Origin of the sequence: Tatumella ptyseos (assembly GCF_030552895.1) — a bacterium.
Lineage (GTDB): Bacteria > Pseudomonadota > Gammaproteobacteria > Enterobacterales > Enterobacteriaceae > Rosenbergiella > Rosenbergiella ptyseos_A.
Window position 1 is genome coordinate 2,536,431 of the sequence record NZ_CP130649.1, and the last position, 23,438, is coordinate 2,559,868.

At 46.1% G+C, this 23,438-nt stretch carries 21 protein-coding genes and 1 other annotated feature; of the genes, 6 read left to right on the forward strand and 15 right to left on the reverse strand.

Translation table 11 applies throughout. The features are described from left to right. Window positions 1-19: 19 nt before the first annotated feature. The gene (gene ribF / locus QJR74_RS12060) at window positions 20-958 is read right to left on the reverse strand and encodes a bifunctional riboflavin kinase/FAD synthetase (protein ID WP_304374038.1); all 939 of its coding nucleotides are present in this window, start codon (window positions 956-958) and stop codon (window positions 20-22) included. Window positions 959-1,276: 318 nt separating this feature from the next. Here ribF and rpsT point away from each other — a divergent pair, with 318 nt between their 5' ends. After that, on the forward strand, window positions 1,277-1,540 hold the full coding sequence (rpsT, locus tag QJR74_RS12065) for a 30S ribosomal protein S20 (protein ID WP_048911476.1): 264 nt from the start codon (window positions 1,277-1,279) through the stop codon (window positions 1,538-1,540). A gap of 214 nt (window positions 1,541-1,754) precedes the next feature. Here the strand turns inward: rpsT and dnaJ are convergent, their stop codons facing one another. From dnaJ to tal, 5 genes are all read right to left on the reverse strand, one after another. Next, a complete protein-coding gene (dnaJ, locus tag QJR74_RS12070; protein ID WP_304372080.1) occupies window positions 1,755-2,897 on the reverse strand; it encodes a molecular chaperone DnaJ in 1,143 nt (380 codons plus the stop codon). A gap of 99 nt (window positions 2,898-2,996) precedes the next feature. Then, on the reverse strand, window positions 2,997-4,904 hold the full coding sequence (dnaK, locus tag QJR74_RS12075) for a molecular chaperone DnaK (RefSeq protein WP_304372081.1): 1,908 nt from the start codon (window positions 4,902-4,904) through the stop codon (window positions 2,997-2,999). Window positions 4,905-5,070: 166 nt separating this feature from the next. Beyond that, window positions 5,071-6,363, reverse strand: coding sequence for an MFS transporter (locus QJR74_RS12080; RefSeq protein ID WP_304372082.1), 1,293 nt, complete (start codon window positions 6,361-6,363; stop codon window positions 5,071-5,073). An 86-nt stretch (window positions 6,364-6,449) separates the two neighbouring features. Next, the gene (mog, locus tag QJR74_RS12085; RefSeq protein ID WP_304372083.1) at window positions 6,450-7,037 is read right to left on the reverse strand and encodes a molybdopterin adenylyltransferase; all 588 of its coding nucleotides are present in this window, start codon (window positions 7,035-7,037) and stop codon (window positions 6,450-6,452) included. 54 nt (window positions 7,038-7,091) lie between these two features. Further along, on the reverse strand, window positions 7,092-8,045 hold the full coding sequence (gene tal / locus QJR74_RS12090) for a transaldolase (RefSeq protein ID WP_304372084.1): 954 nt from the start codon (window positions 8,043-8,045) through the stop codon (window positions 7,092-7,094). 263 nt (window positions 8,046-8,308) lie between these two features. Here tal and yaaA point away from each other — a divergent pair, with 263 nt between their 5' ends. Next, window positions 8,309-9,082, forward strand: coding sequence for a peroxide stress protein YaaA (yaaA, locus tag QJR74_RS12095; protein ID WP_304372085.1), 774 nt, complete (start codon window positions 8,309-8,311; stop codon window positions 9,080-9,082). Between the two features lie 32 nt (window positions 9,083-9,114). On the opposite strand, the gene thrC is transcribed toward yaaA, so the two are convergent. The 4 genes from thrC to QJR74_RS12115 all read right to left on the reverse strand — a co-directional run bounded on the left by thrC (window position 9,115) and on the right by QJR74_RS12115 (window position 14,855). Further along, on the reverse strand, window positions 9,115-10,413 hold the full coding sequence (gene thrC / locus QJR74_RS12100; RefSeq protein ID WP_304374039.1) for a threonine synthase: 1,299 nt from the start codon (window positions 10,411-10,413) through the stop codon (window positions 9,115-9,117). 3 nt (window positions 10,414-10,416) lie between these two features. Next, window positions 10,417-11,346: a homoserine kinase gene (gene thrB, locus QJR74_RS12105; RefSeq protein ID WP_304374040.1), complete on the reverse strand. Its 930-nt coding sequence runs from the start codon at window positions 11,344-11,346 to the stop codon at window positions 10,417-10,419. Window positions 11,347-11,348: 2 nt separating this feature from the next. Next, window positions 11,349-13,811, reverse strand: a complete 2,463-nt coding sequence (thrA, locus tag QJR74_RS12110) for a bifunctional aspartate kinase/homoserine dehydrogenase I (RefSeq protein WP_304372086.1) — start codon at window positions 13,809-13,811, stop codon at window positions 11,349-11,351. Window positions 13,812-13,837: 26 nt separating this feature from the next. Further along, window positions 13,838-13,959, reverse strand: a sequence feature (Thr leader region). A 209-nt stretch (window positions 13,960-14,168) separates the two neighbouring features. After that, the gene (locus QJR74_RS12115) at window positions 14,169-14,855 is read right to left on the reverse strand and encodes a tRNA/rRNA methyltransferase (RefSeq protein ID WP_304372087.1); all 687 of its coding nucleotides are present in this window, start codon (window positions 14,853-14,855) and stop codon (window positions 14,169-14,171) included. A gap of 555 nt (window positions 14,856-15,410) precedes the next feature. Between QJR74_RS12115 and arcA the strand changes: the two genes are divergently transcribed. Then, on the forward strand, window positions 15,411-16,127 hold the full coding sequence (gene arcA / locus QJR74_RS12120; protein ID WP_304372088.1) for a two-component system response regulator ArcA: 717 nt from the start codon (window positions 15,411-15,413) through the stop codon (window positions 16,125-16,127). Window positions 16,128-16,170: 43 nt separating this feature from the next. Here arcA and creA read toward each other — a convergent pair whose 3' ends face one another. Continuing rightward, entirely contained in the window at window positions 16,171-16,668 is a 498-nt protein-coding gene (creA, locus tag QJR74_RS12125; RefSeq protein WP_304372089.1) for a protein CreA, read from the reverse strand. Window positions 16,669-16,874: 206 nt separating this feature from the next. Here creA and robA point away from each other — a divergent pair, with 206 nt between their 5' ends. Beyond that, a complete protein-coding gene (gene robA, locus QJR74_RS12130) occupies window positions 16,875-17,741 on the forward strand; it encodes an MDR efflux pump AcrAB transcriptional activator RobA (protein WP_304372090.1) in 867 nt (288 codons plus the stop codon). 36 nt (window positions 17,742-17,777) lie between these two features. Here robA and gpmB read toward each other — a convergent pair whose 3' ends face one another. Continuing rightward, on the reverse strand, window positions 17,778-18,425 hold the full coding sequence (gpmB, locus tag QJR74_RS12135; RefSeq protein ID WP_304372091.1) for a 2,3-diphosphoglycerate-dependent phosphoglycerate mutase GpmB: 648 nt from the start codon (window positions 18,423-18,425) through the stop codon (window positions 17,778-17,780). Window positions 18,426-18,478: 53 nt separating this feature from the next. On the opposite strand from gpmB, the gene yjjX reads away from it, so the two are divergent. Beyond that, a complete protein-coding gene (gene yjjX, locus QJR74_RS12140; RefSeq protein ID WP_304372092.1) occupies window positions 18,479-19,006 on the forward strand; it encodes an inosine/xanthosine triphosphatase in 528 nt (175 codons plus the stop codon). On the opposite strand, the gene trpR is transcribed toward yjjX, so the two are convergent. Then, on the reverse strand, window positions 18,972-19,289 hold the full coding sequence (gene trpR, locus QJR74_RS12145) for a trp operon repressor (RefSeq protein WP_304372093.1): 318 nt from the start codon (window positions 19,287-19,289) through the stop codon (window positions 18,972-18,974). The two genes, yjjX and trpR, sit on opposite strands and share 35 nt — an antisense overlap. Window positions 19,290-19,335: 46 nt before the next feature. Next, window positions 19,336-21,255, reverse strand: a complete 1,920-nt coding sequence (gene sltY, locus QJR74_RS12150) for a murein transglycosylase (RefSeq protein WP_304372094.1) — start codon at window positions 21,253-21,255, stop codon at window positions 19,336-19,338. 189 nt (window positions 21,256-21,444) lie between these two features. Between sltY and ettA the strand changes: the two genes are divergently transcribed. Beyond that, a complete protein-coding gene (gene ettA, locus QJR74_RS12155; RefSeq protein ID WP_099823582.1) occupies window positions 21,445-23,112 on the forward strand; it encodes an energy-dependent translational throttle protein EttA in 1,668 nt (555 codons plus the stop codon). A 40-nt stretch (window positions 23,113-23,152) separates the two neighbouring features. Here the strand turns inward: ettA and QJR74_RS12160 are convergent, their stop codons facing one another. Continuing rightward, window positions 23,153-23,437, reverse strand: coding sequence for a hypothetical protein (locus QJR74_RS12160; protein ID WP_250332409.1), 285 nt, complete (start codon window positions 23,435-23,437; stop codon window positions 23,153-23,155). Between the last annotated feature and the right edge of the window lies 1 nt (window position 23,438).

Below are 23,438 nucleotides of genomic sequence, written 5' to 3' on the forward strand. Positions count from 1 at the left end.
TTAGTTCCAGGTTTCGGGATTACACCGTTGTTCGTTGAACGAAATAATTTCTGGCCGTTTCCACATCCTGCGCAATTTGTTGCGTCAACGCGTCTAAGGATGCAAATCGTTGCTCATCACGTATTTTATGTTTAATCACTACTTGGATTCGTTTTCCATAAAGGTCTTGCTTTGTATCAAGCAGATGGACCTCAAGTTGTTGACGAATACCTTGAATTGTAGGTCGAGTCCCGATATTAGCGACCCCAGCAATAGGTTGTTCACCGACCCCGTAAACTTCTACTGCAAAAACGCCTTTTACCGGGTTAACCCGACGTTTTAACGGTATATTCGCGGTTGGGAACCCTAAAGTTCTGCCTAATGCATCGCCATGTACCACACGCCCTGTGATGGACCAAGGACGACCGAGTAAAATTTCTGCCTGAGAAAAATCGCTGTCAGCTAACGCCTGACGCACGGCGGTACTACTAATACGTTTACCTTGCTCAATATAGGTTTCGGTACTGACGACATCGAAACCATATTGCTTTGCTGCCTGTTGTAATAACAGGAAATCACCGCGCCGACCAGCGCCAAATCTGAAATCGTCGCCAATTGCGAGTAGTTTCACATTCAGCCTCTTCACCAAGAGTTCACTGATAAAGTTCTCTGCGGTAAGTTTCGCAAAATCTTGATCGAAGTTGATGCAGACCACTTCGTCAACACCAAACTTCTCTAAATTCTCTAATTTCTCACGCAGGCGCGTTAACCTTGCAGGGGCCACTTCAGGTTGAAAGAGCTCAAGAGGTTGAGGCTCAAAAACCATTACCACAACCGGTAGGTGTCGGTGTGAACCCGCTTGCCGTAAATGGCGCAGCAAAGCTTGGTGCCCCCGATGTACGCCATCAAAGTTTCCAATCGTCAGAACGCAACCTTGTTGATGCTGAGTGAGATTATGTAGCCCACGGATAAACTTCATGGCAAACTCGATTTGCTGAAAATGCCCGATTATACCTTGTTCAGCGTTCAAAATTAACCCGTTGATGTCTGCTTTACGCACTAGTTTTAGTGTTTTTATCCTGTTAATCCTCCTTGGGTGTAAATTCCGCACAATTTTGTTGCGAAAGACTGTATTCAAGGGAGGGAAACTGTTAGAATCCTGCGCCATCAATTACGTAACCGAGCGCCGCGATGTAAGCGACGCTTATTTGCACAAATCCATTGACAAACGAAGGGACAAAAGGCATAGTCCTCGACCTTTGATTTGTCCATAAAGAACTAATTTGGGAGTTGGACCTTGGCTAATATCAAATCAGCTAAGAAGCGCGCGGTAACATCTGAAAAGCGTCGCAAACACAATGCTAGCCGTCGCTCTATGATGCGTACTTTCCTTAAGAAAGTTTACGCTGCAATCGCGACTGGCGACAAGCAAGCTGCACAAAACGCATTTAACGAAATGCAACCAATCGTGGACCGTCAAGCTGCTAAAGGCCTGATCCACAAGAACAAAGCTGCACGTCATAAAGCTAACTTGACTGCACAAATCAACAAAATGGCTTAATCGCCACTCGTTGATGTTCTTTAAAAAGCCGACCTCTGGTCGGTTTTTTTGTTTCTACTCTCCCCTTCTTTGCTTCATCAATCGCTCAACACTTCCCGGTTTTATTACGCCGATCTCATCTGACTTCATAACGCCATCTTGCTTATCCGTAAAAAACCCCATAGATCGGAAACCAACCTATGGGGTAGATAAGACGTGTGAGTCAGTAAGACGACTAACGAGTTAGATCATCAAAAAACTTTTTCACACCATCAAAGAAGCTCTTAGAGCGTGGGCTGTTGGCATCGCCTGCAGGTCCACCTAATGATTCACCTAGCTCTTGCAGTAGCTGCTTCTGCTTCTCATTAAGCTTCACAGGGGTTTCTACCACAACACGACAGAGAAGATCACCGACTGCGCCACCACGAACCGATTTAACCCCTTTACCGCGCATACGGAACAGCTTCCCAGTTTGGGTTTCTGCAGGGATTTTTAGTTTGACACGGCCATCCAGTGTTGGGACTTCAATTTCCCCACCTAGAGCTGCCATGGCAAAATTGACCGGGACTTCGCAGAAAAGGTTACTTTCCTCGCGTTCGAAGATAGCATGTTTTTTAACAGACACCTGAACGTACAGATCCCCAGCCGGAGCACCCTGCTCACCCGCTTCGCCTTCGCCACTCAAGCGAATACGGTCACCGGTGTCAACACCTGCAGGAATCTTCACGGATAGTGTTTTAGATTTCTCTACACGGCCGTGTCCATGGCAAGCATTACAAGGATCTTTAATGATCGTGCCACGTCCTTGACAGGTTGGACAAGGTTGCTGCACCGCGAAGAAGCCTTGGCGCATTTGTACTTGGCCCGCACCTTGACAGGTCGAACAGGTTTGGGGCTTAGAGCCTGCCTTCGCACCGCTACCATCACATTTTTCACACTCTTGTAACGTAGGGATACGGATCTCTTTGGTGACGCCACGGACAGCCTCTTCTAGCGTTAGCTCCATGTTGTAGCGTAAATCGGAGCCACGCGCTGCGCGCTGACGACGACCGCCACCGAAAATGTCACCGAAAACATCACCGAAGATATCACCGAAATCTGCACCGCCGCCGCCGAAGCCGCCGCCAAAGCCACCACCGCCCATTCCGCCTTGCTCAAAAGCAGCATGGCCATATTGGTCATAGGCAGCACGCTTCTGATCATCGGTGAGGATTTCATAAGCTTCTTTGACTTCTTTAAACTTCTCTTCAGCTTCTGCACTTCCCGGGTTTCTATCCGGGTGAAACTTCATTGCCAAGCGTTTGTATGCTTTTTTGATCTCACGCTCATCCGCTGATTTGGATACGCCTAAAATCTCGTAATAATCACTCTTTGCCATCGATCTTGCCCTTAACATGAGAGCACGGGCGTGGAGAAACTCCTACGCCCGTGCTGGTTAGCAATACAGTTTTACCGTATTGAGCCCGGTCATGGGCAATTATTTTTTATCTTTGACTTCTTCGAACTCAGCATCAACGGCATCGTTGTCTTGCTGAGCAGCACCTTCGGCTTGACCTGATTGAGCTTGCTGTTGTTGCTGAGCCAGTTCCATCAGTTTGCCAGAGACTTCGCCTAAGGCTTGGATCTTCGCTTCGATCTCAGCTTTATCTTCACCGCGCAGTGCTGTTTCCAGCTCAGTCAGTGCAGTCTCGATAGGCGCTTTGTCGTCTGCAGACAGCTTATCGCCTGCTTCTTCCAATTGCTTACGAGTGCTGTGAACAATCTGATCACCTTGGTTGCGAGTCTGTACCAGTTCCTCGAACTTACGGTCAGATTCAGCATTCGCTTCTGCATCACGTACCATTTTTTCGACTTCTTCATCGTTCAGACCAGAAGAGGCTTTAATGGTAATTTTTTGCTCTTTTCCACTATTCTTATCTTTAGCAGAAACGTGCAGGATACCATCCGCATCGATGTCAAAGGTTACTTCGATTTGTGGCATACCACGTGGTGCGGCTTGGATACCGTCTAGGTTGAACTGGCCAAGTGACTTGTTATCACCTGAACGCTTACGCTCACCTTGCAGCACATGAATGGTTACCGCAGATTGGTTGTCTTCTGCCGTAGAGAACACTTGGCTGTGCTTAGTTGGGATCGTGGTATTTTTGCTGATCAGTGAGGTCATCACGCCGCCCATTGTCTCGATACCTAGAGATAATGGCGTAACATCCAGCAATAATACGTCTTTAACGTCACCCGCTAAGACACCACCTTGTACTGCTGCACCGACGGCAACGGCTTCGTCTGGGTTCACGTCTTTACGTGGCTCTTTACCAAAGAAATCTTTAACTTTGCTTTGAACCAGTGGCATACGTGTTTGACCACCGACCAAGATGACGTCGTTAATATCTGAAACAGACAGGCCAGCATCTTGTAATGCAATTTTCAATGGCTCGATAGAGCGAGCAACTAAATCTTCAACTAAAGATTCTAATTTCGCACGCGTTACTTTTAGGTTTAAGTGCTTAGGACCTGTCGCATCAGCGGTGATGTATGGCAGGTTAACGTCAGTTTGTTGTGCAGAAGAAAGCTCGATTTTTGCTTTCTCAGCCGCTTCTTTCAGACGTTGCATCGCTAAAGGATCGTTATGCAGATCGATACCTTGCTCTTTCTTAAACTCGGCAACTAAGTAGTTAATCATACGGCTATCGAAATCTTCACCACCTAAGTGAGTATCACCATTGGTTGCTAATACTTCGAAAGTTTTTTCGCCGTCAACTTCGTCGATCTCGATGATTGAGATATCAAAAGTACCACCACCTAAGTCGTAAACCGCGATAGTACGGTTACCTTCACCTTTGTCTAAGCCATAGGCTAGCGCTGCTGCAGTAGGTTCGTTGATGATACGCTTAACTTCTAACCCTGCGATACGGCCAGCATCTTTAGTCGCTTGACGTTGCGCATCGTTAAAATATGCCGGTACGGTAATAACGGCTTCAGTCACTGGCTCACCTAGGTAGTCTTCCGCTGTTTTCTTCATCTTTTTCAGAACTTCAGCAGAGATTTGTGGTGGTGCCATTTTTTGGCCTTTCACGTCTAGCCATGCGTCGCCGTTATCGGCAGACACGATTTGGTAAGGCATGATTTTCAGGTCACGTTGCACTTCTTCGTCTTGGAAACGACGACCGATTAAGCGCTTAATTGCAAATAAGGTATTTTGCGGGTTGGTTACTGCTTGGCGCTTAGCAGGTTGGCCCACTAAGGTTTCACCGTCTTGCGCATAAGCAATAATTGATGGAGTGGTACGATCACCCTCTGCGTTCTCTAAAACGCGCGCTTTTGCGCCGTCCATGATGGCAACACATGAGTTGGTTGTACCAAGGTCAATACCAATAATCTTACCCATTATAAACATCTCCCACGTAAATTCTGTTTTGTTCGGTTATAAACTATAGATGCGGCCTGTTAAGTCATTTTCAAGACGTCGATCTCAGTTTTTTTTCGTTGATAACTTTCGATAGTTACCAGATGGGGGCGGTTTACCGAGCATCAAGGGATAAACTAAAAAAATTTTACTTTTTTTCAGAAAAACGCTGCCGTCCACGTTTGAAAATAAGGCAACTAACGATAACAGTCCCACAAAGGGTCAATAAATAAAGCGCCGGGAGTTGCCTGTTGTAAGGCATAAGTAGAGTAATAAACAACGGAGTCAGTCCGCCAAACAAGGCATAACCCAGGTTATAGGCTGTGGCTAATCCGGTAAATCTCACCTGTGGTGGGAAAACCACTACCATTATCGCCGGTATGATTCCCAATACCCCAAGCATCAACCCAACTATTCCATAAGCGATAAAGAATAGAGAGGGGGCAAAATTTAGGCAGTAAAAAAGTCCTAGTATTGCCATGACAAGCAGTAGACAGCCGACAATTAAGCTTTTGGTCATTCCCCACTTATCCGCCGCAATACCCCCGCCTACACAACCCAGCATTAACATACAGGTCGCGAACGTATTCGCCTGTAGGCTTTGTGCAACAGAGATAGCAAACCATTTTTGGAACAATACGGGGGCCATCAGGATCAACACAATAATGGCAGCTGCTAATAGCCACGTTAGAATGGTCGAAAAAAACAGTGCTGGGCGATAAGAGAGGAAAAGCGTTTTGATGGGTAATTGAGTCTGACGGCGCTGTTGCTGCATGGCCAAAAAAACCGGCGTCTCGTGTAACCAACGTCGCAGAAACATTCCCATTAAGCCAAATCCACCACCAATTAGAAAAGCAATACGCCATCCGATATCGGCTAAAAGCCCAGATGGCAATAGATAGGTTAGACATTGTGTAATCAGTGAACCGAGAATAATACCGAGAGTAAGGCCACTCGTAAGCAAACCACAGGCGACGCCGACCTTAGAACTTGGAACGTGCTCAGACACGAATACCCACGCTCCGGGGACCTCTCCACCAATTGCCGCACCTTGTAATACCCGTAACAACAACATCGTAATAGGGGCGACAATCCCTATTGATGCGTAATCGGGTAGCAACCCCATCACTGTCGTGGGCAATGCCATCATTAAAATACTAAGAGTGAAGGTTTTCTTACGGCCTAATTTATCGCCGTAATGAGCGAGGATAACACCGCCTAATGGCCGGGCAAGGTAGCCTGCCGCGAAGAGGGCGAAGGTTTGAAGCTGGCGTAACCAGTCAGGAAGATCTGCTGGAAAAAAGCGCTCGCCGATTACTAACGCGAAAAAGGCGAATATAACAAAATCGTAGAATTCTAGCGCCCCGCCCACGGCGGCTAACGCTAAGGTTTTGATATCATGTCGCGTTAAGGAGCGCGAGGGAATTACGGTTTGCTGCATAGACGAAGCCTCTCCATGACTAAGGGTTGCTTCGACTATATCTGGATAAACTCATTAATAGAATTAAGGATCTCGAAAGTAGTCTCTTAACCCTCAGGGGAACGTCGGGCACTTTTCGGGCGAAACGAATCAACCACTGCTTTATCCGTATCTAACCACGGACTATTCAGCAGCTGTAAACAGTAAGCCACACTGGCAAATATCCCCGTAACAAGAATTTTCCCTTGCTCATCCCTTACTCCCTCAAGCGTTTCCTTGATTGATTTTGGTTGACCGGGAAGATTGAGGATCAAAGCTTGTCCACGGATCACGCCGACTTGTCGAGAAAGTATTGCCGTTGGAACATAATGTAAGCTGATTTGACGCATCTGCTCACCGAACCCTGGCATTACTCGGTCAGCAACCGCGAGAGTCGCTTCTGGTGTCACATCGCGTAAGGCTGGCCCGGTTCCTCCCGTGGTCAACACTAAATGACATTCTTGATGATCGACCAGTTCGCATAACGTCTGTTCAATTAGCGCTTGTTCGTCAGCAATAAGACGCTGTTCAAGATGATAAGGGGTAGTGATCGCCTGTTCTAACCATTCTGCCAAGGCAGGTAAACCCTTATCGGGATAAATACCTTGCGAGGCGCGATCGGAGATGGAAACTATTCCAATACGTAGTGAGGTCATAACACTTCTTAGAGAGGAAAAAAAACCGCGGCCTATTCGCCGCGGAGAGGAAGATTACAGCAGTTCTTCGATCATTTTTTCTAATTTGCCTTGGTCAACCGCAAAGTTACGGATTCCTTCAGCAAGTTTTGCGACAGCCATTGGGTCTTGGTTGTGCTCCCAATAGAACTCAGATTCTGTCATTTTCTCTGGACGCGCTTTAGTTTCGCCGCTGTAGCTTAGTTTACGCTCTAACTCACCTTCAGACTCATGCAGCTCTTTGAGCAGCGCAGGTGAAATGGTCAGGCGATCACAGCCAGCGAGTTCGATAATTTCGCCTACGTTACGGAAGCTAGCTCCCATTACAACGGTTTCATAACCGTGTTGTTTGTAATAGTTGTAGATCTCAGTAACAGAAACGACACCTGGATCTTCATGCGCCGCGTACTCTTTCTTATCCGTATTCGCTTTGTACCAGTCTAGGATACGACCTACGAATGGAGAGATCAGATAGGCACCCGCTTCAGCACAGGCACGTGCTTGGGCAAAGGAGAACAACAGGGTCAGGTTACAGTTGATACCTTCTTTTTCTAACTGCTCAGCAGCACGAATACCCTGCCAGGTTGACGCCAGTTTGATCAGTACACGATCGTTACTGATACCTGCATCGTTATATAACTTAATCAGGCTACGGGCTTTCGCCAAGCTTGCTTCGGTATCGTAAGAAAGACGTGCATCCACTTCAGTTGAGATACGGCCTGGAACTAACTTCAGGATTTCAAGACCGATATTTACATTCAAACGGTCTGAAGTCAGAGCAATCTGCTCTTCGCGGTCGTTACTTTGTTTACGAGCCCATTCGATTGCCTCATCAATCAGGCGGCGGTACTCAGGAATTTTCGCTGCGTTCAGAATCAGTGAAGGGTTGGTCGTTGCATCTTGTGGCTTGTAAAGCTTCATTGCTTCAATATCGCCAGTATCGGCTACAACGGTTGTCAAGTTACGCAGTGATGTGAGTTTGTCGGTCATATTTTGCTTCTCTTCTGTTTGACAGTAAGTGTTAAAAGCCTGTTTCGATAATATCACGCGCGCTCAGACACGCAAGCGCAGGGAGAAAGTAAGTCTCGTTATCCGCAGGAATAAACAAGAATGCTCGTTTTCCGAAATAAAATAGTATTACTTACCCTTACCATAGCTTGTTCGTATCAGAGCCATTTGTCGATTTGTGCAACTTATTTGTTACACTTGCAGAATATTGTCAACTGACACCGATACAGACTGAGGATCTCGTTATGCTAATGCTTATTTCTCCAGCGAAAACCCTGGACTTTGAATCGCCGGTTCCGGTCTCCGATTATACTCAGCCAGCGTTACTCGACCATTCCCAGCAATTGATCGATATTGCTAAAAAGCTTTCACCCGCTGAAATCGCCTCTCTGATGAAGATCAGCGATAAACTTTCGCACTTGAATGCTGACCGCTTTAATCAATGGTCGACGCCTTTCTCTCCCGAGAATGCTCGCCAAGCCCTATTCGCCTTCAAAGGGGATGTTTATACCGGCCTGCAAGCGGATCAACTTTCGCCAGAGGCCATCCAATTTGCTCAGCAACATTTAAGAATGCTGTCAGGACTATACGGTGTATTACGCCCACTGGATTTAATGCAACCTTACCGGTTGGAAATGGGGACTAAACTTGCCAATAAAGCCGGGAAAGACCTTTACACCTTTTGGGGAGAAACCATTACTGAGCAACTCAATCAGCATATCAAAGCACAACACGAGAAATGGGTGATTAACTTAGCCTCTGATGAGTATTTTAAAGCGGTTACCCCAGAAAAATTGAAAGCGAAACTGATTAAACCGGTTTTTCTTGATGAGAAGAATGGAAAGTTTAAGGTGATCAGTTTCTACGCTAAGAAAGCGCGTGGGATGATGTGTCGATTTATTATCGAAAATAAGATCACTCAGCCAGAGAAATTAACTGAATTTGATATGGAAGGGTATTTCTTCGACGCCCAACGCAGTACTGATGATGAAATGGTTTTTTGCCGCCACGAGGCCTAGTAAAAAGGCGGACTGTCGTCCGCCTTAGCCGATTATACTTTGCTGACGCTTTCTAATAAGATGCGACGTAGTTCAGGGAAATCAGCACCAATAGTCTTGGATAATAAAGGCAAATCTGCTCGCTCTGCGAGAGGCTGTGGCAGAGGTAGAGTTTCACCTAAAATTTCTTCGACACTCTCCTTAAATTTCGCAGGATGCGCCGTGCCGAGGAATAAGCCGTACTCCCCTTCTTGAAGCTGTTCAGTCAGCACTTGCCAAGCAATGGCTGCATGGGGTTCAGAAACATAACCTTGGCTAGCGAGTGAACGTACCGCTGCACGCGTTTGCTCATCATTCAGTGCACCATAGCCAAGAGAGTTGAGCTGCCAGTTTTTACGGCGAAACAGTTCTTCAACCCGCGGCCAGTTATTCGGCTGGCTAACATCCATCGCGTTAGACAAGGTAGCCACCGTTTTATTAGGTGTCCACTGCCCCGATGCTAGGAAGCGTGGTACGGTATCATTGGCATTAGTCGCCGCGATGAAACGTTTAATAGGTAAGCCCATCGCTTTAGCGATGAGTCCCGCCGTCAAGTCACCGAAGTTGCCACTTGGCACGGAGATGACGAGTTGATTACGTTTCTCTTGAGGTAGTTGAGCAACAGCTTCGAAGTAATAACAGACTTGCGCAAGTAGGCGGCTGATGTTAATTGAGTTGGCTGAATTAAGACCAATCGCATTTTTCAGCTCTACATCATCGAATGCTTGTTTCACTAAGCTTTGACAGGCATCGAAATCGTCTGCTATCGCCAAGGTGGTAATATTGCCACCAAGCGTACAGAAAAGTTTCTCTTGCAGAGGACTGATCTTACCTTCTGGGTAGAGGATCACGACATTGATATTTTCCATACCGTAGAAAGCATGAGCTACTGCCGCACCGGTGTCACCTGAAGTCGCCGTAAGAATTGTGATTTTCTCTTCTGGCTTTTTCGATAACGCCAAAACCTGTGCCATAAAACGGCCACCAAAGTCTTTAAACGCTAAGGTAGGACCATGGAATAGTTCTAAACTGGCAACATTTTCAGAAACGGCTTGTACGGGCGCAGGAAAAGCAAACGCTGCACCGACACGCTGCAAGAGTTCTTCTTCAGAAATTTCGTCGCCAATAAGTGCCGATAAAATTTTACTGCTGCGCGTCACGAAGTCGAGTGACAACCACTCTTCGATAACGGTGGATTCAATTTCCGGTAGTTCGTGAGGAAAAAATAGCCCCTGTTGAGATCCTAATCCCTGCTTAACTGCCTGAGTGAAACTAACCTGCTCATTGTGATCTTTTAGATTGTAGAGTTTCATCATTTATCCCAGTTTACGTGCGCCGGCAGTATCCAGTCGGCAAATATGGACAAAACCTTCATCATTTTGCAGATAATGGTTAACGAGTTGTGCTTTGACTTGCTCTGCTGCCGTTAAGGTATCACAGATAGCAAAGAGTGTTGGCCCAGAGCCTGAAATACCACAAGCCAATGCCCCAGCCGCTAATGAACGTTCGCGTGCTTGGGCGAACCCAGGAAGCAATTGCGTTCTATAAGGTTCTGCAACGATATCTTGCATCATGGCAATAGCAAGCTTTGCTTGTCGAGAATGGCAAGCATGAATGAAACCACCCAGTAGGCGGCCATGGCGAACAATGTCAGCTTTTGCATACTGAGTAGGAAGAATGGCGCGAGCCTCTGCGGTTGATACCTTAATTCCCGGATAAGCCATGACCCAATACCACTCGTCGAAGGCTGGTACAGGCTGCGAGATAATCCCCTGCTCTTCTAACATCAGTTGTAACCCGCCTAAATAGCATGGGGCAACATTGTCATAATGTACGCTACCGGAGATACGTCCTTCCAATTCACCCATTAAAAATAATAATTGGTGCTCAGAGAGTGGGTTTCCTGCGAATTCGTTCATGGCAACCAGCGCCGCAACCACCGAACAAGCACTTGAGCCTAGACCAGAGCCGACTGGCATATTTTTCTCTAAGGTCATCGCTACCGGGATCGTCTTACCAATGGTTTCGCAAAATAGCTTCCAACACTGGTAAACGATATTTTGCTCAGGCTCGCTGGGAAGCTTGTTGACAAAGCGCCCTAAGGTCGTCAAAGAATAGGTTTCTGCCGACTCAACCGTCACACAATCGCCGAGCAGCGAACCATCGATCGGCGATACTGCCGCCCCGAGTACATCAAAGCCTACACTTACGTTGCCAATTGAGGCCGGTGCATAGATTTTTACCATGCTCATACTCCCAACTTCCATGATAGTGTTCTCAATAGATCAGCAAAGACCCCAGCAGCCGTGACATCGTTACCCGCACCATAGCCACGAAGGACTAAGGGGATTGGCTGATAATAGCGAGTGTAAAACGCTAAGGCATTTTCACCATTTTTTACTTTATATAACGGATCGTTGGCATCGACTTCACTTAACGCGACACGACACTTACCTGACTCATCAATTGAACCGATAAAACGTAACACTTTTCCGTTAGCCTGCGCTTGGGTATAGAGCGCCGTGAAATGCTCATCAAGTTCAGGTAACTGCTGCATAAAACTATCAGCATCAGGCAGTTCGAGAAAACGCTGTGGTAACACGGGGGCAATCTCAATATCGGATAACTCTAGCGATAGTCCCGCTTCACGAGCGAGGATTAGTAGCTTACGTGCCACATCCATGCCTGAAAGATCATCGCGTGGATCCGGCTCGGTGTAGCCCAACTCACGGGCTAGCCCTGTCGCAGCGGAAAGACTCATCCCTTCATCAAGCTTTCCAAAAATAAAGGAGAGCGAACCAGACAGAATTCCGTTGAACTCTACAAGTTCATCACCCGCATTCAAAAGATTCTGTAAATTTTCGATTACCGGTAAACCCGCACCAACGTTAGTGTCGTAAAGGAATTTACGGCGCGATTTTTCTGCAGCGGCACGTAATTCTTGATAGTAGCCCCAGCCGGAGGTATTGGCTTTCTTATTTGGGGTGACGACATGAAAACCTTGTTTTAAGAAATCCGCATAGAGGTCAGCCATCGCTTGGCTCGACGTACAGTCAATAATGACTGGATTGAGCAAATAATACTCCTTCGCTAATTCAGTGAGATACTCTAAAGAGAACTGCTGTTCTGCTTCGGGAAGATCCGCCTGCCAAGTCGTTAAATCAATACCATTCACTTTGGTTAGCATCTTACTGGAGTTAGCAATACCACAAACTCTAAGATCGATATGCTTTTTCTTTAACCAGCTCTGTTGGCGCTCTAATTGCTCCAATAATGCCGTTCCCACGCCACCGACGCCAATCACAAACACTTCGAGTACTTGGTCTGTCGCAAACAGCATTTGATGAACAGCCCGTACACCGGTAATAGCACTGTCATTACTGACCACGGCAGAAATTGAACGCTCGGAAGATCCTTGCGCAATGGCAACGATATTAATGTTGGCCCGTGCGAGCGCTGAAAAGAATTTCGCAGAGCTTCCCCTCAAGGTACGCATACCATCCCCCACGACAGAGATGATGGCTAATTTCTCTGTGACATCGATAGGATCAAGTAGCCCTTCTTTGAGCTCGAGCACAAACTCTTCTTCCAACGCACGACGTGCATGCAACATTTCAGCTTGTGGCACGCAAAAACTAATACTGTATTCAGAGGAAGATTGCGTAATCAGTACTACGGAGATAAATTTACGCGACATCACGGCAAAAACACGTGCTGCCATGCCCACCATACCTTTCATACCGGGTCCAGATACACTGAACATCGCCATGTTATTAAGGTTAGTAATACCTTTAACCGGAGTTTTATCTTCTCCACCTTGAGCCGAAATACGGGTTCCTGGTGCTTGCGGATTGGCGGTATTCTTGATGATGCAAGGAATTTGGAATTGGGCAATGGGTGAAATGGTGCGTGGGTGAAGGACCTTCGCGCCGAAATAGCTGAGTTCCATCGCTTCTTGATAAGACATCGACTTTAATAAACGGGCGTCGGGAACTTGGCGAGGGTCACAAGTATAAACACCATCCACATCCGTCCAAATTTCACAACAATCCGCGCGCAGACAAGCTGCCAGTACAGCGGCAGAGTAGTCAGAACCATTACGTCCAAGCACGACAAGTTCACCTGCTTCGTTGCCTGCGGTAAATCCAGCCATAAGAATATAATGAGCCTGAGGGATTTCACGCGCCGCAATACGGCGAGTCGATTCAGCAATATCAACGGTAGATTCTAAATAATGTCCTTGTGCAAGCAGATTTTCAACCGGATTGATAACGCTAACCTCATGACCGCGAGCAACCAATAAAGCTTGCATGATTGCAATCGAGAGTTTCTCTCCACGACAAATAATGCCAGCATTAATACTATCCGGACACTGTTGTAAAAGACTAATCCCTAGTAAAACTTGTTCAAGTTGAGCGAATTCTTGTTGCACCACAAACTGCATAGCCGCTAAATCGAAAGAGGGTTCAGCCGCTACTAGCCCGTTTAATAAGTCATCAAAAATACGGCGTGCATCCGCTAGGTTTTCAAGGGTTTCTTGACCAACGATCGTTTTTTCGATGAGGGCGACTAAATGGTTAGTAATTTTTGCCGGGGCAGATAGGACGGTAGCAACCTGTTCCTGTTGGCCATTACTTTCGATAATCTCAGCAACACGAAGAAAACGTTCAGCATTGGCAACTGAGGTTCCACCAAATTTCAGTACACGCATGGGGCTCTAGCTCCTGAATATAGTTCAAAAAAAAAGCCCGCACCTGAATAGGGTGCGGGCTTTTCTATCTTTCCTGTTATGCGTCAGCCCGCACCATTACCTGTTGTAATGGTGGTAATTGTAATAATGGTGATATTCAGGCTGGTTGTACGCATTTTTTCTCTATTTTCTGTCTGTCTTAAAATCTGTCCCTAACAGAAGTAAAGCAAACAGCGCGCCAAGTCAACGAATTTATTCCTGAAGAGACGCAGTGGGTTTAAGCAGAGATTCTTCAAAATGACAAACGGTTTACGTGATGCAGGGTAACAGGGGATGATGACGAGATCAGTCCCTGTAATATCGCCTATATGCAGGATTTTATCTTGCCAATTTTTTTTCAATATCTTGGACTAAACGGTGTAACATTGCAGTATCTCGACCTTGCGCAAAACCTAAACGTTGCTCAATCCAGCTAACCAGTTTTTGATCACCATTTACCTCTATATTCTCCAATAATTGCGAAATTCTCTGACGCAATACCTGTAGCTGCTGTGGTGATTCTTGCTGTGCGGTAGCCCGAGGCTCCAGATTTAACGCGGAAAGTTGATAACAAAAGACCATTACCGCTTGCCCAAGATTGAGAGAAGGATAATCGACTGCCATCGGGATGCCTGTGAGTAAATCAACACATTCAAGATCAGCGTTGCTCAGCCCGCTCTCTTCACAGCCAAACACTAATGCAAAACGACTCATCCATTCACGCTTCTCACGTAATTGCTCCAATACTTCGGTCGGTGTCGCGTAGTAGCGGAATTTAGCCCGACTACGGGCGGTGGTGGCGACTGAAAAATCAATGTCGGCTAAGGCATCTTGTAACGTTGTAAACGTTTCGGCGTTATCTAAGATCTCGCTGGCCCCATGCGCCGTCCAGTGAGCGGCTGGCTCACGGTGAACCTGGCTATTCACTATTCTTAATTGTGTGAAACCCATCGTTTTCATGGCGCGAGCTGCAGCGCCTACATTTTCTGCACGCGCAGGAGCCACTAAAATAATCGGAAAAAACATGCATACACCTTAGGTTCTGAGCGAGCCGCTATCATAGACTGCCTAATTTCCCTTGGCTAGCCACAAGCTATTCCAATTAAACAACAGATAAATGTTAATTTTTTTTCACAAAGATAGGTAACGAACGCAACCTATCAGGAATCGGTACCATGAGAGCAACATCAAGATATGTCAGGTTTTTTTTAAAAAGAACTGTCAGAAGTTACTGATTCTACTGGTAAAGGAAAACAAAATAGCCATTTTTCATACAACTGTTAACGTGCTACACTTAGGTTTGATATAAGTCAACGAAGCACATTTAATTGCTTCCTGAATGTTATTCACGCTGTTAGCTGAGTGTTAAAGGCGTTAGGATAGGGTAATACCCTATTGGCTGACTAAGCATAAAACTCGACAATCGAAGTTATTGGCTGATTAATGTAATCGTTCGTGCTAAAAATCAAAATATCGAACCCAGTACGTCATCGCCCAGCATTAATTGATTTAACTTACTCTACACAACATCAGCGCTGTGGCCTTGTATCAATTTCGTTGGCAAATTTTAGGTAGCAAAACATGCAGATCCCACAAATTCTTATCGTCGAAGATGAGTTAGTAACCCGCAATACTCTTAAGAGTATCTTTGAGGCAGAGGGTTATACCGTTTACGAGGCGACCGATGGCGCAGAGATGCATCACGCATTGACTGAGCACACTGTTAACTTGGTGATTATGGATATCAATCTACCAGGTAAAAATGGTCTACTTCTCGCTCGTGAACTTCGCGAACAACAAAGCGTTGCACTAATGTTTCTGACCGGACGCGATAACGAAGTCGATAAAATTCTTGGGCTAGAGATCGGTGCAGATGATTACATCACTAAACCCTTTAACCCTCGTGAACTGACTATCCGTGCACGTAACTTGTTATCTCGTACTATGAATCTTGCGCCGAGCCAAGAAGAACAAAAGCACGTTGAAAACTATCGCTTCAACGGTTGGGTGCTAGATATCAATAGCCGTTCGCTGGTCAGCCCTCAAGGTGAACAATATAAGTTACCTCGTAGTGAATTTAGAGCCATGCTTCATTTCTGTGAAAATCCGGGGAAAATTCAGCCACGTGCGGAATTACTTAAGAAAATGACTGGCCGAGATCTTAAACCTCACGACCGTACTGTAGACGTCACCATCCGCCGGATTCGTAAGCATTTTGAATCGACACCGGGAACGCCAGAAATTATCGCGACCATTCATGGTGAAGGTTACCGTTTCTGCGGCGATATTGAAGACTGATACTCTGTACTAAAAAAGCCCAGAATTTCTGGGCTTTTTTCTGCTAGTGCCAAGGCATAATGGGTACAGCACTTAGTGCATTTTTAGGTGAGCCTTCTACCACCTTATCTGAATAAGCAAGATAGACTAACGCATTTCTTTTCTGATCGTAAAAACGATTAACCTGTAATTTCTTAAAAATTAATGAGGTTCTTTGTTTAAATACCGTCTCACCCTCAGTTTTACCAGCTTTGATATTTTCTGGAACGTCAATCGGCCCGACTTGATGACAGGAAATCGCAGCATCCGCAGTATCTTCTGCTAATCCCAAACTTCCCTTAATCCCGCCAGTTTTAGCTCGGCTTAAATAACAGGTCACATTATTAATCTCAGGATCATCAAAAGCTTCAATCACTATCTTATGGTTAGCACCAAGTATTTTAAACTTTGTGTCGACTGAACCAATTTCTTCACTCTGCGCAAACCGCGGTAATACAACGGTTAATAAGATTGCCAATGCAAAAATACGTTTGAAGAATGGGGTCAAACAATAAATTTTCATAAAGAAACGACACCTCAAGACACGGAAAATTAAGTAACCTATAGTGATAATACCGCAAGGTAATTATTTATAAGTTTAAAATTTAATATGTAAATATTGATAGTAATAGCCCTAATAATCAGTGGCAATAGATTCAGAAAATTAAAATCTAGAGTATAATAGTTCGCTAAAAAGGCTTAACCAACCAATGGATGAGGAATTTAATTATGGACCAAGCTGGAATTATCAGAGATTTATTGGTGTGGTTAGAAAGTCATTTGGACCAGCCGTTATCCCTTGATAATGTTGCCCACAAAGCTGGCTACTCTAAGTGGCATTTACAGCGGATGTTCAAAAACATTACAGGCCACGCAATTGGCGCTTATATTCGTTCACGACGTCTTTCTAAAGCGGCAGTGGCATTAAGGCTAACAGCTAGACCTATTTTGGATATTGCATTGCAATATCGCTTCGACTCGCAACAGACCTTTACGCGAGCCTTTAAGAAACAGTTTAACCAAACACCAGCAAGCTATCGTAGAGCATTAGATTGGTCTTCTTTCGGATTGCGCCCACCTATTCGTATGGGAGCTTTCTCTATGCCTCAACCGACAATGGTTACTGTGCCAGAAACTACACTGTACGGTCATACCCAGAGTTATTCTTGTACACTCGAACAAATTTCAAATTTCCGTGCGGAGATGCGTAAGCATTTCTGGCAACAATTTTTACGCAACACGAAAGAGGCTATTCCTGAAAAGGTTTACGGTCTTCATCAAGTTCGTAATAGTTCAGATAAAGAAGACGAGCAAGAGATTCTTTACACTACTGCAATCGTTGATAGCCATTTCGCAAAATCGTTGGATTCCGTTGAGGAAATAACTTTCGAAGGTGGGGATTACGTACAGTTTAGCTATGAGGGATTAAAGGAAGGACTACAGGACTTTATCCTAGTACTTTACAGTACTTGTATGCCAACCTTGAATTTGACACGACGTTCTGGCCAAGATATTGAACGTTTTTACACAGAGAATGGCTTAACCTCACCGAATGTGCGTTGTGATTATCTTATCCCTATAAGAAAAACCGCCTAGTAGTTTTCTCCCGGCGAGAACGAACCGGGAGGAGCTCTACGCTTTCAGTTCATCTAAAGCTGGGTCACTAAGATGGGCAATATCTCCGGTACTCTCAACAATCCATCCCTCTGCAAGCCAAGAACTCGATTGGTAGTCGACCCGAGAAACCGAGCAGTTGCGCAGTCGTAGACGTCTTTCAGCCCAAGCGGGTAAGCCCAGTAATGTTCCAAGCAAACACCCCAGAGCAATACCATGACTAATTAAGAGCGGCTTACTACCTGTCGGCAGCGAACGCGTCGCGTCAAGCGCACCACGCATACGTTCGGCGAGCTCTTCCATACTTTCCCCTTGCGGGATTCGCCCGTTCGGATCGCCATTGAGCAAGGATTTTCGCCACTGTTCTTCATCCTGATTTAAACTAGTGAGTACTCTCCCCTCTAGCGTCCCCATATTAATTTCGCGTAGTCGTGAATCTGTCAAAACTGGGCAGCCGCAATACTCCGCAATGATGGAAGCAGTATGCTGTGTACGGCCCAAATCGCTTGCGATAATATGGGTTATGCCTGCATGTTGAAGCCGTAATCCCGTTTGCCTCGCTTGTTGTATCCCCTGCTCAGTGAGCGCGCTATCACTCTGTCCTTGAATACGTTGCTCGGTATTCCACAGCGTTTCTCCGTGACGAACTAGCAAAACTTGTTGCATAACCCTTTCCATTATATGATCGAAAACAATTCTCTTACCTTTGAGCTACCATTATGTATCATGTTGTTGTAGCAACCCGCAACCCAGCTAAAATTTTAGCCGTCACTGAAGCCTGTAAAGCCGTCTTTCATGATAAACACATTGAAGTTGAAGGCGTTGATGTTGAAAGCGGTGTTTCCGCACAACCCCTTACCGATAGAGAAACATGGCAAGGCGCTGACAATCGTTTATCCGCTGCAAAGCAAGCACATCCTAACGCGACATTTTGGATAGCCATTGAAGCTGGTATCGAAAAAAAGCAGGCATTTGCTTGGATCATTGCTGAAAGTAAGTCGAAACGTAGTGAGTCTCGCTCTGCAAGTTTTATGCTACCCGACTCCCTGGTGAAGGCGTTGCAGGAAGGTGCAGAGCTCGGGCCGCTGATGTCGACGTTAACCGGCATTGATAATATCAAGCATAAAGGAGGCGCGATTGGCGCTATTACGTCAGGCCGGCTAACCCGCTCTTCAGTTTACCAACAAGCGATTATTCTGGCGCTGAGTCCTCTCATCCATCCTTTTTATGAAGAAGCTGTTCAGTAAGCCAGTGGCGGAGTTCAGGAGAGGCTGATTTTAATCCGTTTGACCCACGGGTAATGGTGGCAATCCCAACGCCTAACTGCTCTTTAAGCTGCCGTTGGCTTAACTGGCTTCGAAGCAACTCTTCAATAATACAAAGACGTGTTGCATAAGCTTGCCGCTCATCTGACGTAAGCATCAGATTAAGAAGCTCTTCCCCCTGCCCTGAAGAGAAGGCTTTTGCCAGTAATTCGATAAAGCGAGTCCAGTCTAGCTCTGCAAGTGGGGTGTCTTGGTGAATAGTCATCAGCATGGCTTCCGTACTCATTAACGAGTACGGAAGCATAACACACTCAGTAACGTCGATTCCACTCACTGTCTGCGAAGATTTTATCAGGTGATCCCATCAAATAACGATAATAAGCATCGTATGACAGGACGTTTTTAACGTAATTTCTGGTTTCTGAGAAAGGGATCGTTTCAATAAAGGCGACTGGGTCCAGTTGTCCTTGGCTCGCTGATAACCAGCGATTAATCCTGCCTGGTCCCGCATTATAGGCACCTGCGGCTAAGATTCGGTTATTATCAAATTGACGGTAGACATAGTCTAGATACTGCATACCAATTTGGATATTCATTTCAGGATCAAGCAGCTGACTACTATTACTATAGTCGGAAATTTCGTACATCTTCACCGTATGGGTCGCAGTACCTGGCATAATTTGCATTAAACCTGTGGCCCCTACCGGTGATTGAATTTTAGGATTCCACGCACTCTCTTGTCGAGAAATCGCCATAGCAAAGGTGGTCGGAATCGCTTTACCTGAAGCATACCGTTTGAAATAAGTCTGCCAAGCAATGGGGAAGCGCTCTTTTAGGCTGTTCCACATTTTCGCTGTGATAGTCGCTTGAACGCTGAGATCCCACCAATCCTGAGAATTGGCGTAGCTTGCCAGCATCTGCTGTTGGCTCACGCTTTTACTACGAATTAAGCTTGCCCACTCGCTGCGCGCTAGGTTATCCAGATTCCAATACATCAACTCACGGATCCTCGCTATTTCAGGTCCCTCTGTCACTGAACTATCGGCTTCAGGTGCTTTATCCACTTGCAATGAATAATCTTCCCCTAAACGCTGTGCAGCGACCATGGCATAAAAGCCGCGTTGGCGCATTAGCTGATGCAGTATCTCATCGGCCTCGGATTTCCGACCTCTTTCGAGAAGTAAATCTGCCTGCCAATATTGCCATTCATCTTTCTGTTTTGCCTCCACCGGTAAGCGAGCAATCCAAGTGTTTAAACCACGGCGATCATTCTGACTTAGAGCTAAACGGATGCGTCTTTCCAGTAAGGTCTCCGATTCACTATCCATTACCACTTCATCACGCCAACTTTGCTGTTGTGACGTCGTATCGGTCGACATCAATTGCCATGCGACAGCTTCTTTCAACGCTTGTGTGTCGGTCTCATCCATCTTTTGTGCTGAGGCTAGCTGCGAAATCATTGACTGAGCTTGCTCAGCGTTATCGCGGGCCACACGGTTGAAAGCAAGAACGGTAATTTTACGACTAAAATCAGTCGGCGAGACACTCTGAGCAAAGGTCAATACTCCTTGCGAAGAACTCTGTAATGCTCTTAACGCAGTACTTAGCGTATCGTAGTCGGAGGGTAATTGCGCAATAAGCTGGTTGGTAAGACGATCATTCCCCGCTTTAAACGCTAGCAACAGGCGAGTGAGGATCTGATCGGCACTAAAATTGCCGCTATTCTGCCAAGCGGTGAAAAGACGATCACAACCGCTAGGTAATGAGCGGCCAGTCATCCAGATAGAACGCGCCCCTTGCCAAGCAAGGTTCTGATGACCTGTAGCATAGTTTGCATAGTACCAGTTACATTTGGCTTGCGCAGAGGGGGGTTCTTGAGGACTGAAGCTGAGTAAACCTTGCCAATCATCACGACGAGCTAATTCGCTGACAAATTGATTTTTCAGACTTTTAGCCGCGGGTAACGTAGGGTATTGATTGACGAAATTAGTGATACCTAGAGCTGTATCTTGGCTAAGATCTTGGGAAAGTTGACGGTATTCGAGATAGGGATAAAGGGGATAATCTTGCAGCGTGGGCATCAATTGTGCCACCACATCCATTTGCTTAGCGTCCCACGCTTGGCGTATTTGGCTATAGCGCTGGCGCTGCTCTTGTAATGAGTCAGCAAACGCTGCGCAACTCACGGTGGTAAGACATACTGCTGTTACCCAATGCTTCCAATCTGCCACGTGTTACCCCTTATCGACGCTATAGTGAAGAGTTCATTACGCTAACATGTTTCCAATACTTCGTTTAACTTTCCTGTTAGTCCCTCCGATTATAGACCTTTCCTCTGAGCTGTTACTGTGAATATGACGTGAAACCAGATACACTTCTCAGCAAATAATAGGTTTAACGATCACTAAGAGGCTTATCTCGTGGCGCAATTCGTATACAGTATGCACCGTGTGGGCAAAGTTGTTCCTCCCAAACGACATATTTTAAAAAATATTTCTCTTAGCTTCTTCCCAGGGGCAAAAATTGGCGTTCTCGGTCTTAATGGCGCGGGTAAGTCCACGCTACTACGTATTATGGCCGGTATCGATAAAGATATTGAAGGGGAAGCAAGACCTCAGCCGGGTATTAAAATTGGTTATCTGCCGCAAGAACCGCAACTGAATCCTGAACACACCGTACGTGAATCCATTGAAGAGGCACTCTCTGAGGTTGTTGGTGCATTAAAGCGTCTGGACGAAGTGTACGCGCTTTATGCTGAGCCTGAGGCCGATTTCGATAAACTGGCGGCAGAGCAAGGACGCTTGGAAGAGATTATTCAGGCGCACGATGGCCATAACCTCAATACTCAACTTGAACGCGCCGCCGATGCACTACGCTTACCAGAATGGGACGCTAAAGTAGCCAATCTTTCTGGGGGTGAGCGTCGTCGTGTCGCGTTATGTCGTCTGTTGCTTGAAAAGCCAGATATGTTGCTACTCGATGAGCCAACGAACCACCTTGATGCAGAATCCGTCGCCTGGCTTGAACGCTTCCTACACGACTTCGAAGGTACTGTGGTAGCAATTACCCACGACCGTTATTTCCTCGATAACGTTGCAGGATGGATCTTAGAGCTTGACCGTGGTGAAGGTATTCCATGGGAAGGTAACTACTCTTCTTGGTTAGAGCAGAAAGATCAACGTTTGGCACAAGAAGCTTCTGCTGAAGCCGCGCGCCGTAAATCGATCGAAAAAGAGCTGGAATGGGTACGCCAAGGCACTAAAGGCCGTCAATCAAAAGGTAAAGCACGTCTTGCCCGCTTTGACGAGTTGAACAGCGTCGAGTATCAAAAACGTAACGAAACTAGCGAACTCTTTATCCCACCTGGAGCTCGTTTAGGTGATAAAGTCGTCGAAGTAAATAATCTTACCAAGTCATACGGTGATCGCGTCCTGATCGATAATCTCTCTTTCTCAATTCCGAAAGGGGCAATTGTCGGCATTATCGGTGCTAACGGTGCAGGTAAATCAACACTATTCCGCATGCTATCTGGCCAAGAACAACCGGATTCAGGCGAAATCACCTTAGGTGAAACCGTAAAACTGGCCTCAGTCGATCAGTTCCGTGACGCCATGGATAACAGTAAAACCGTCTGGGAAGAAGTTTCTGGCGGTCAGGATATTATGCGTATCGGTAACTTCGAGATGCCAAGCCGTGCTTACGTCGGACGTTTCAACTTTAAAGGAACCGACCAAGGCAAACGCGTGGGCGAGCTCTCTGGTGGTGAACGCGGTCGTTTACACTTAGCGAAATTGCTGCAAGTTGGCGGTAACTTATTACTGCTCGATGAACCGACCAATGACTTGGATATTGAAACGTTACGCGCCTTAGAGAATGCTCTATTAGAGTTCCCTGGCTGTGCCATGGTGATCTCGCACGACCGTTGGTTCTTAGATAGAATCGCAACCCATATTCTCGATTATCAAGACGAGGGTAATGTGACTTTCTTCGAAGGTAACTTCAGTGAGTATGAAGATTATCGTAAACGGACGCTAGGCCACGAAGCGCTTGAACCGAAGCGTATGAAATACAAAAAGATGAGCAAATAATTTTATCTAAAGAGAGCCGCTAACCGGCTCTCTTTACTTTTCAACGCTGGCATTTTATCAACATTGAACGCTTAGCTCCCCCGACATAGGGAACCACTTTATTTTTATCCAACCCGGTCATCAATGACGTTTCGTTTTGAGCATTGATCACTTGATATCCCATTGGGCACTGTTTTTTTGCTAGCGTCACACAGTCCCCCATTTCGCCTAACATCTGCTCGCACTTAACTAAGTAAGTATCTTCCGACAGCGGTGTGATCTTAGCTGAGCATCCACTGAGTATGACCGCCGTGAGTATAAGCAAATTAATTCGTTGTAAATTCATT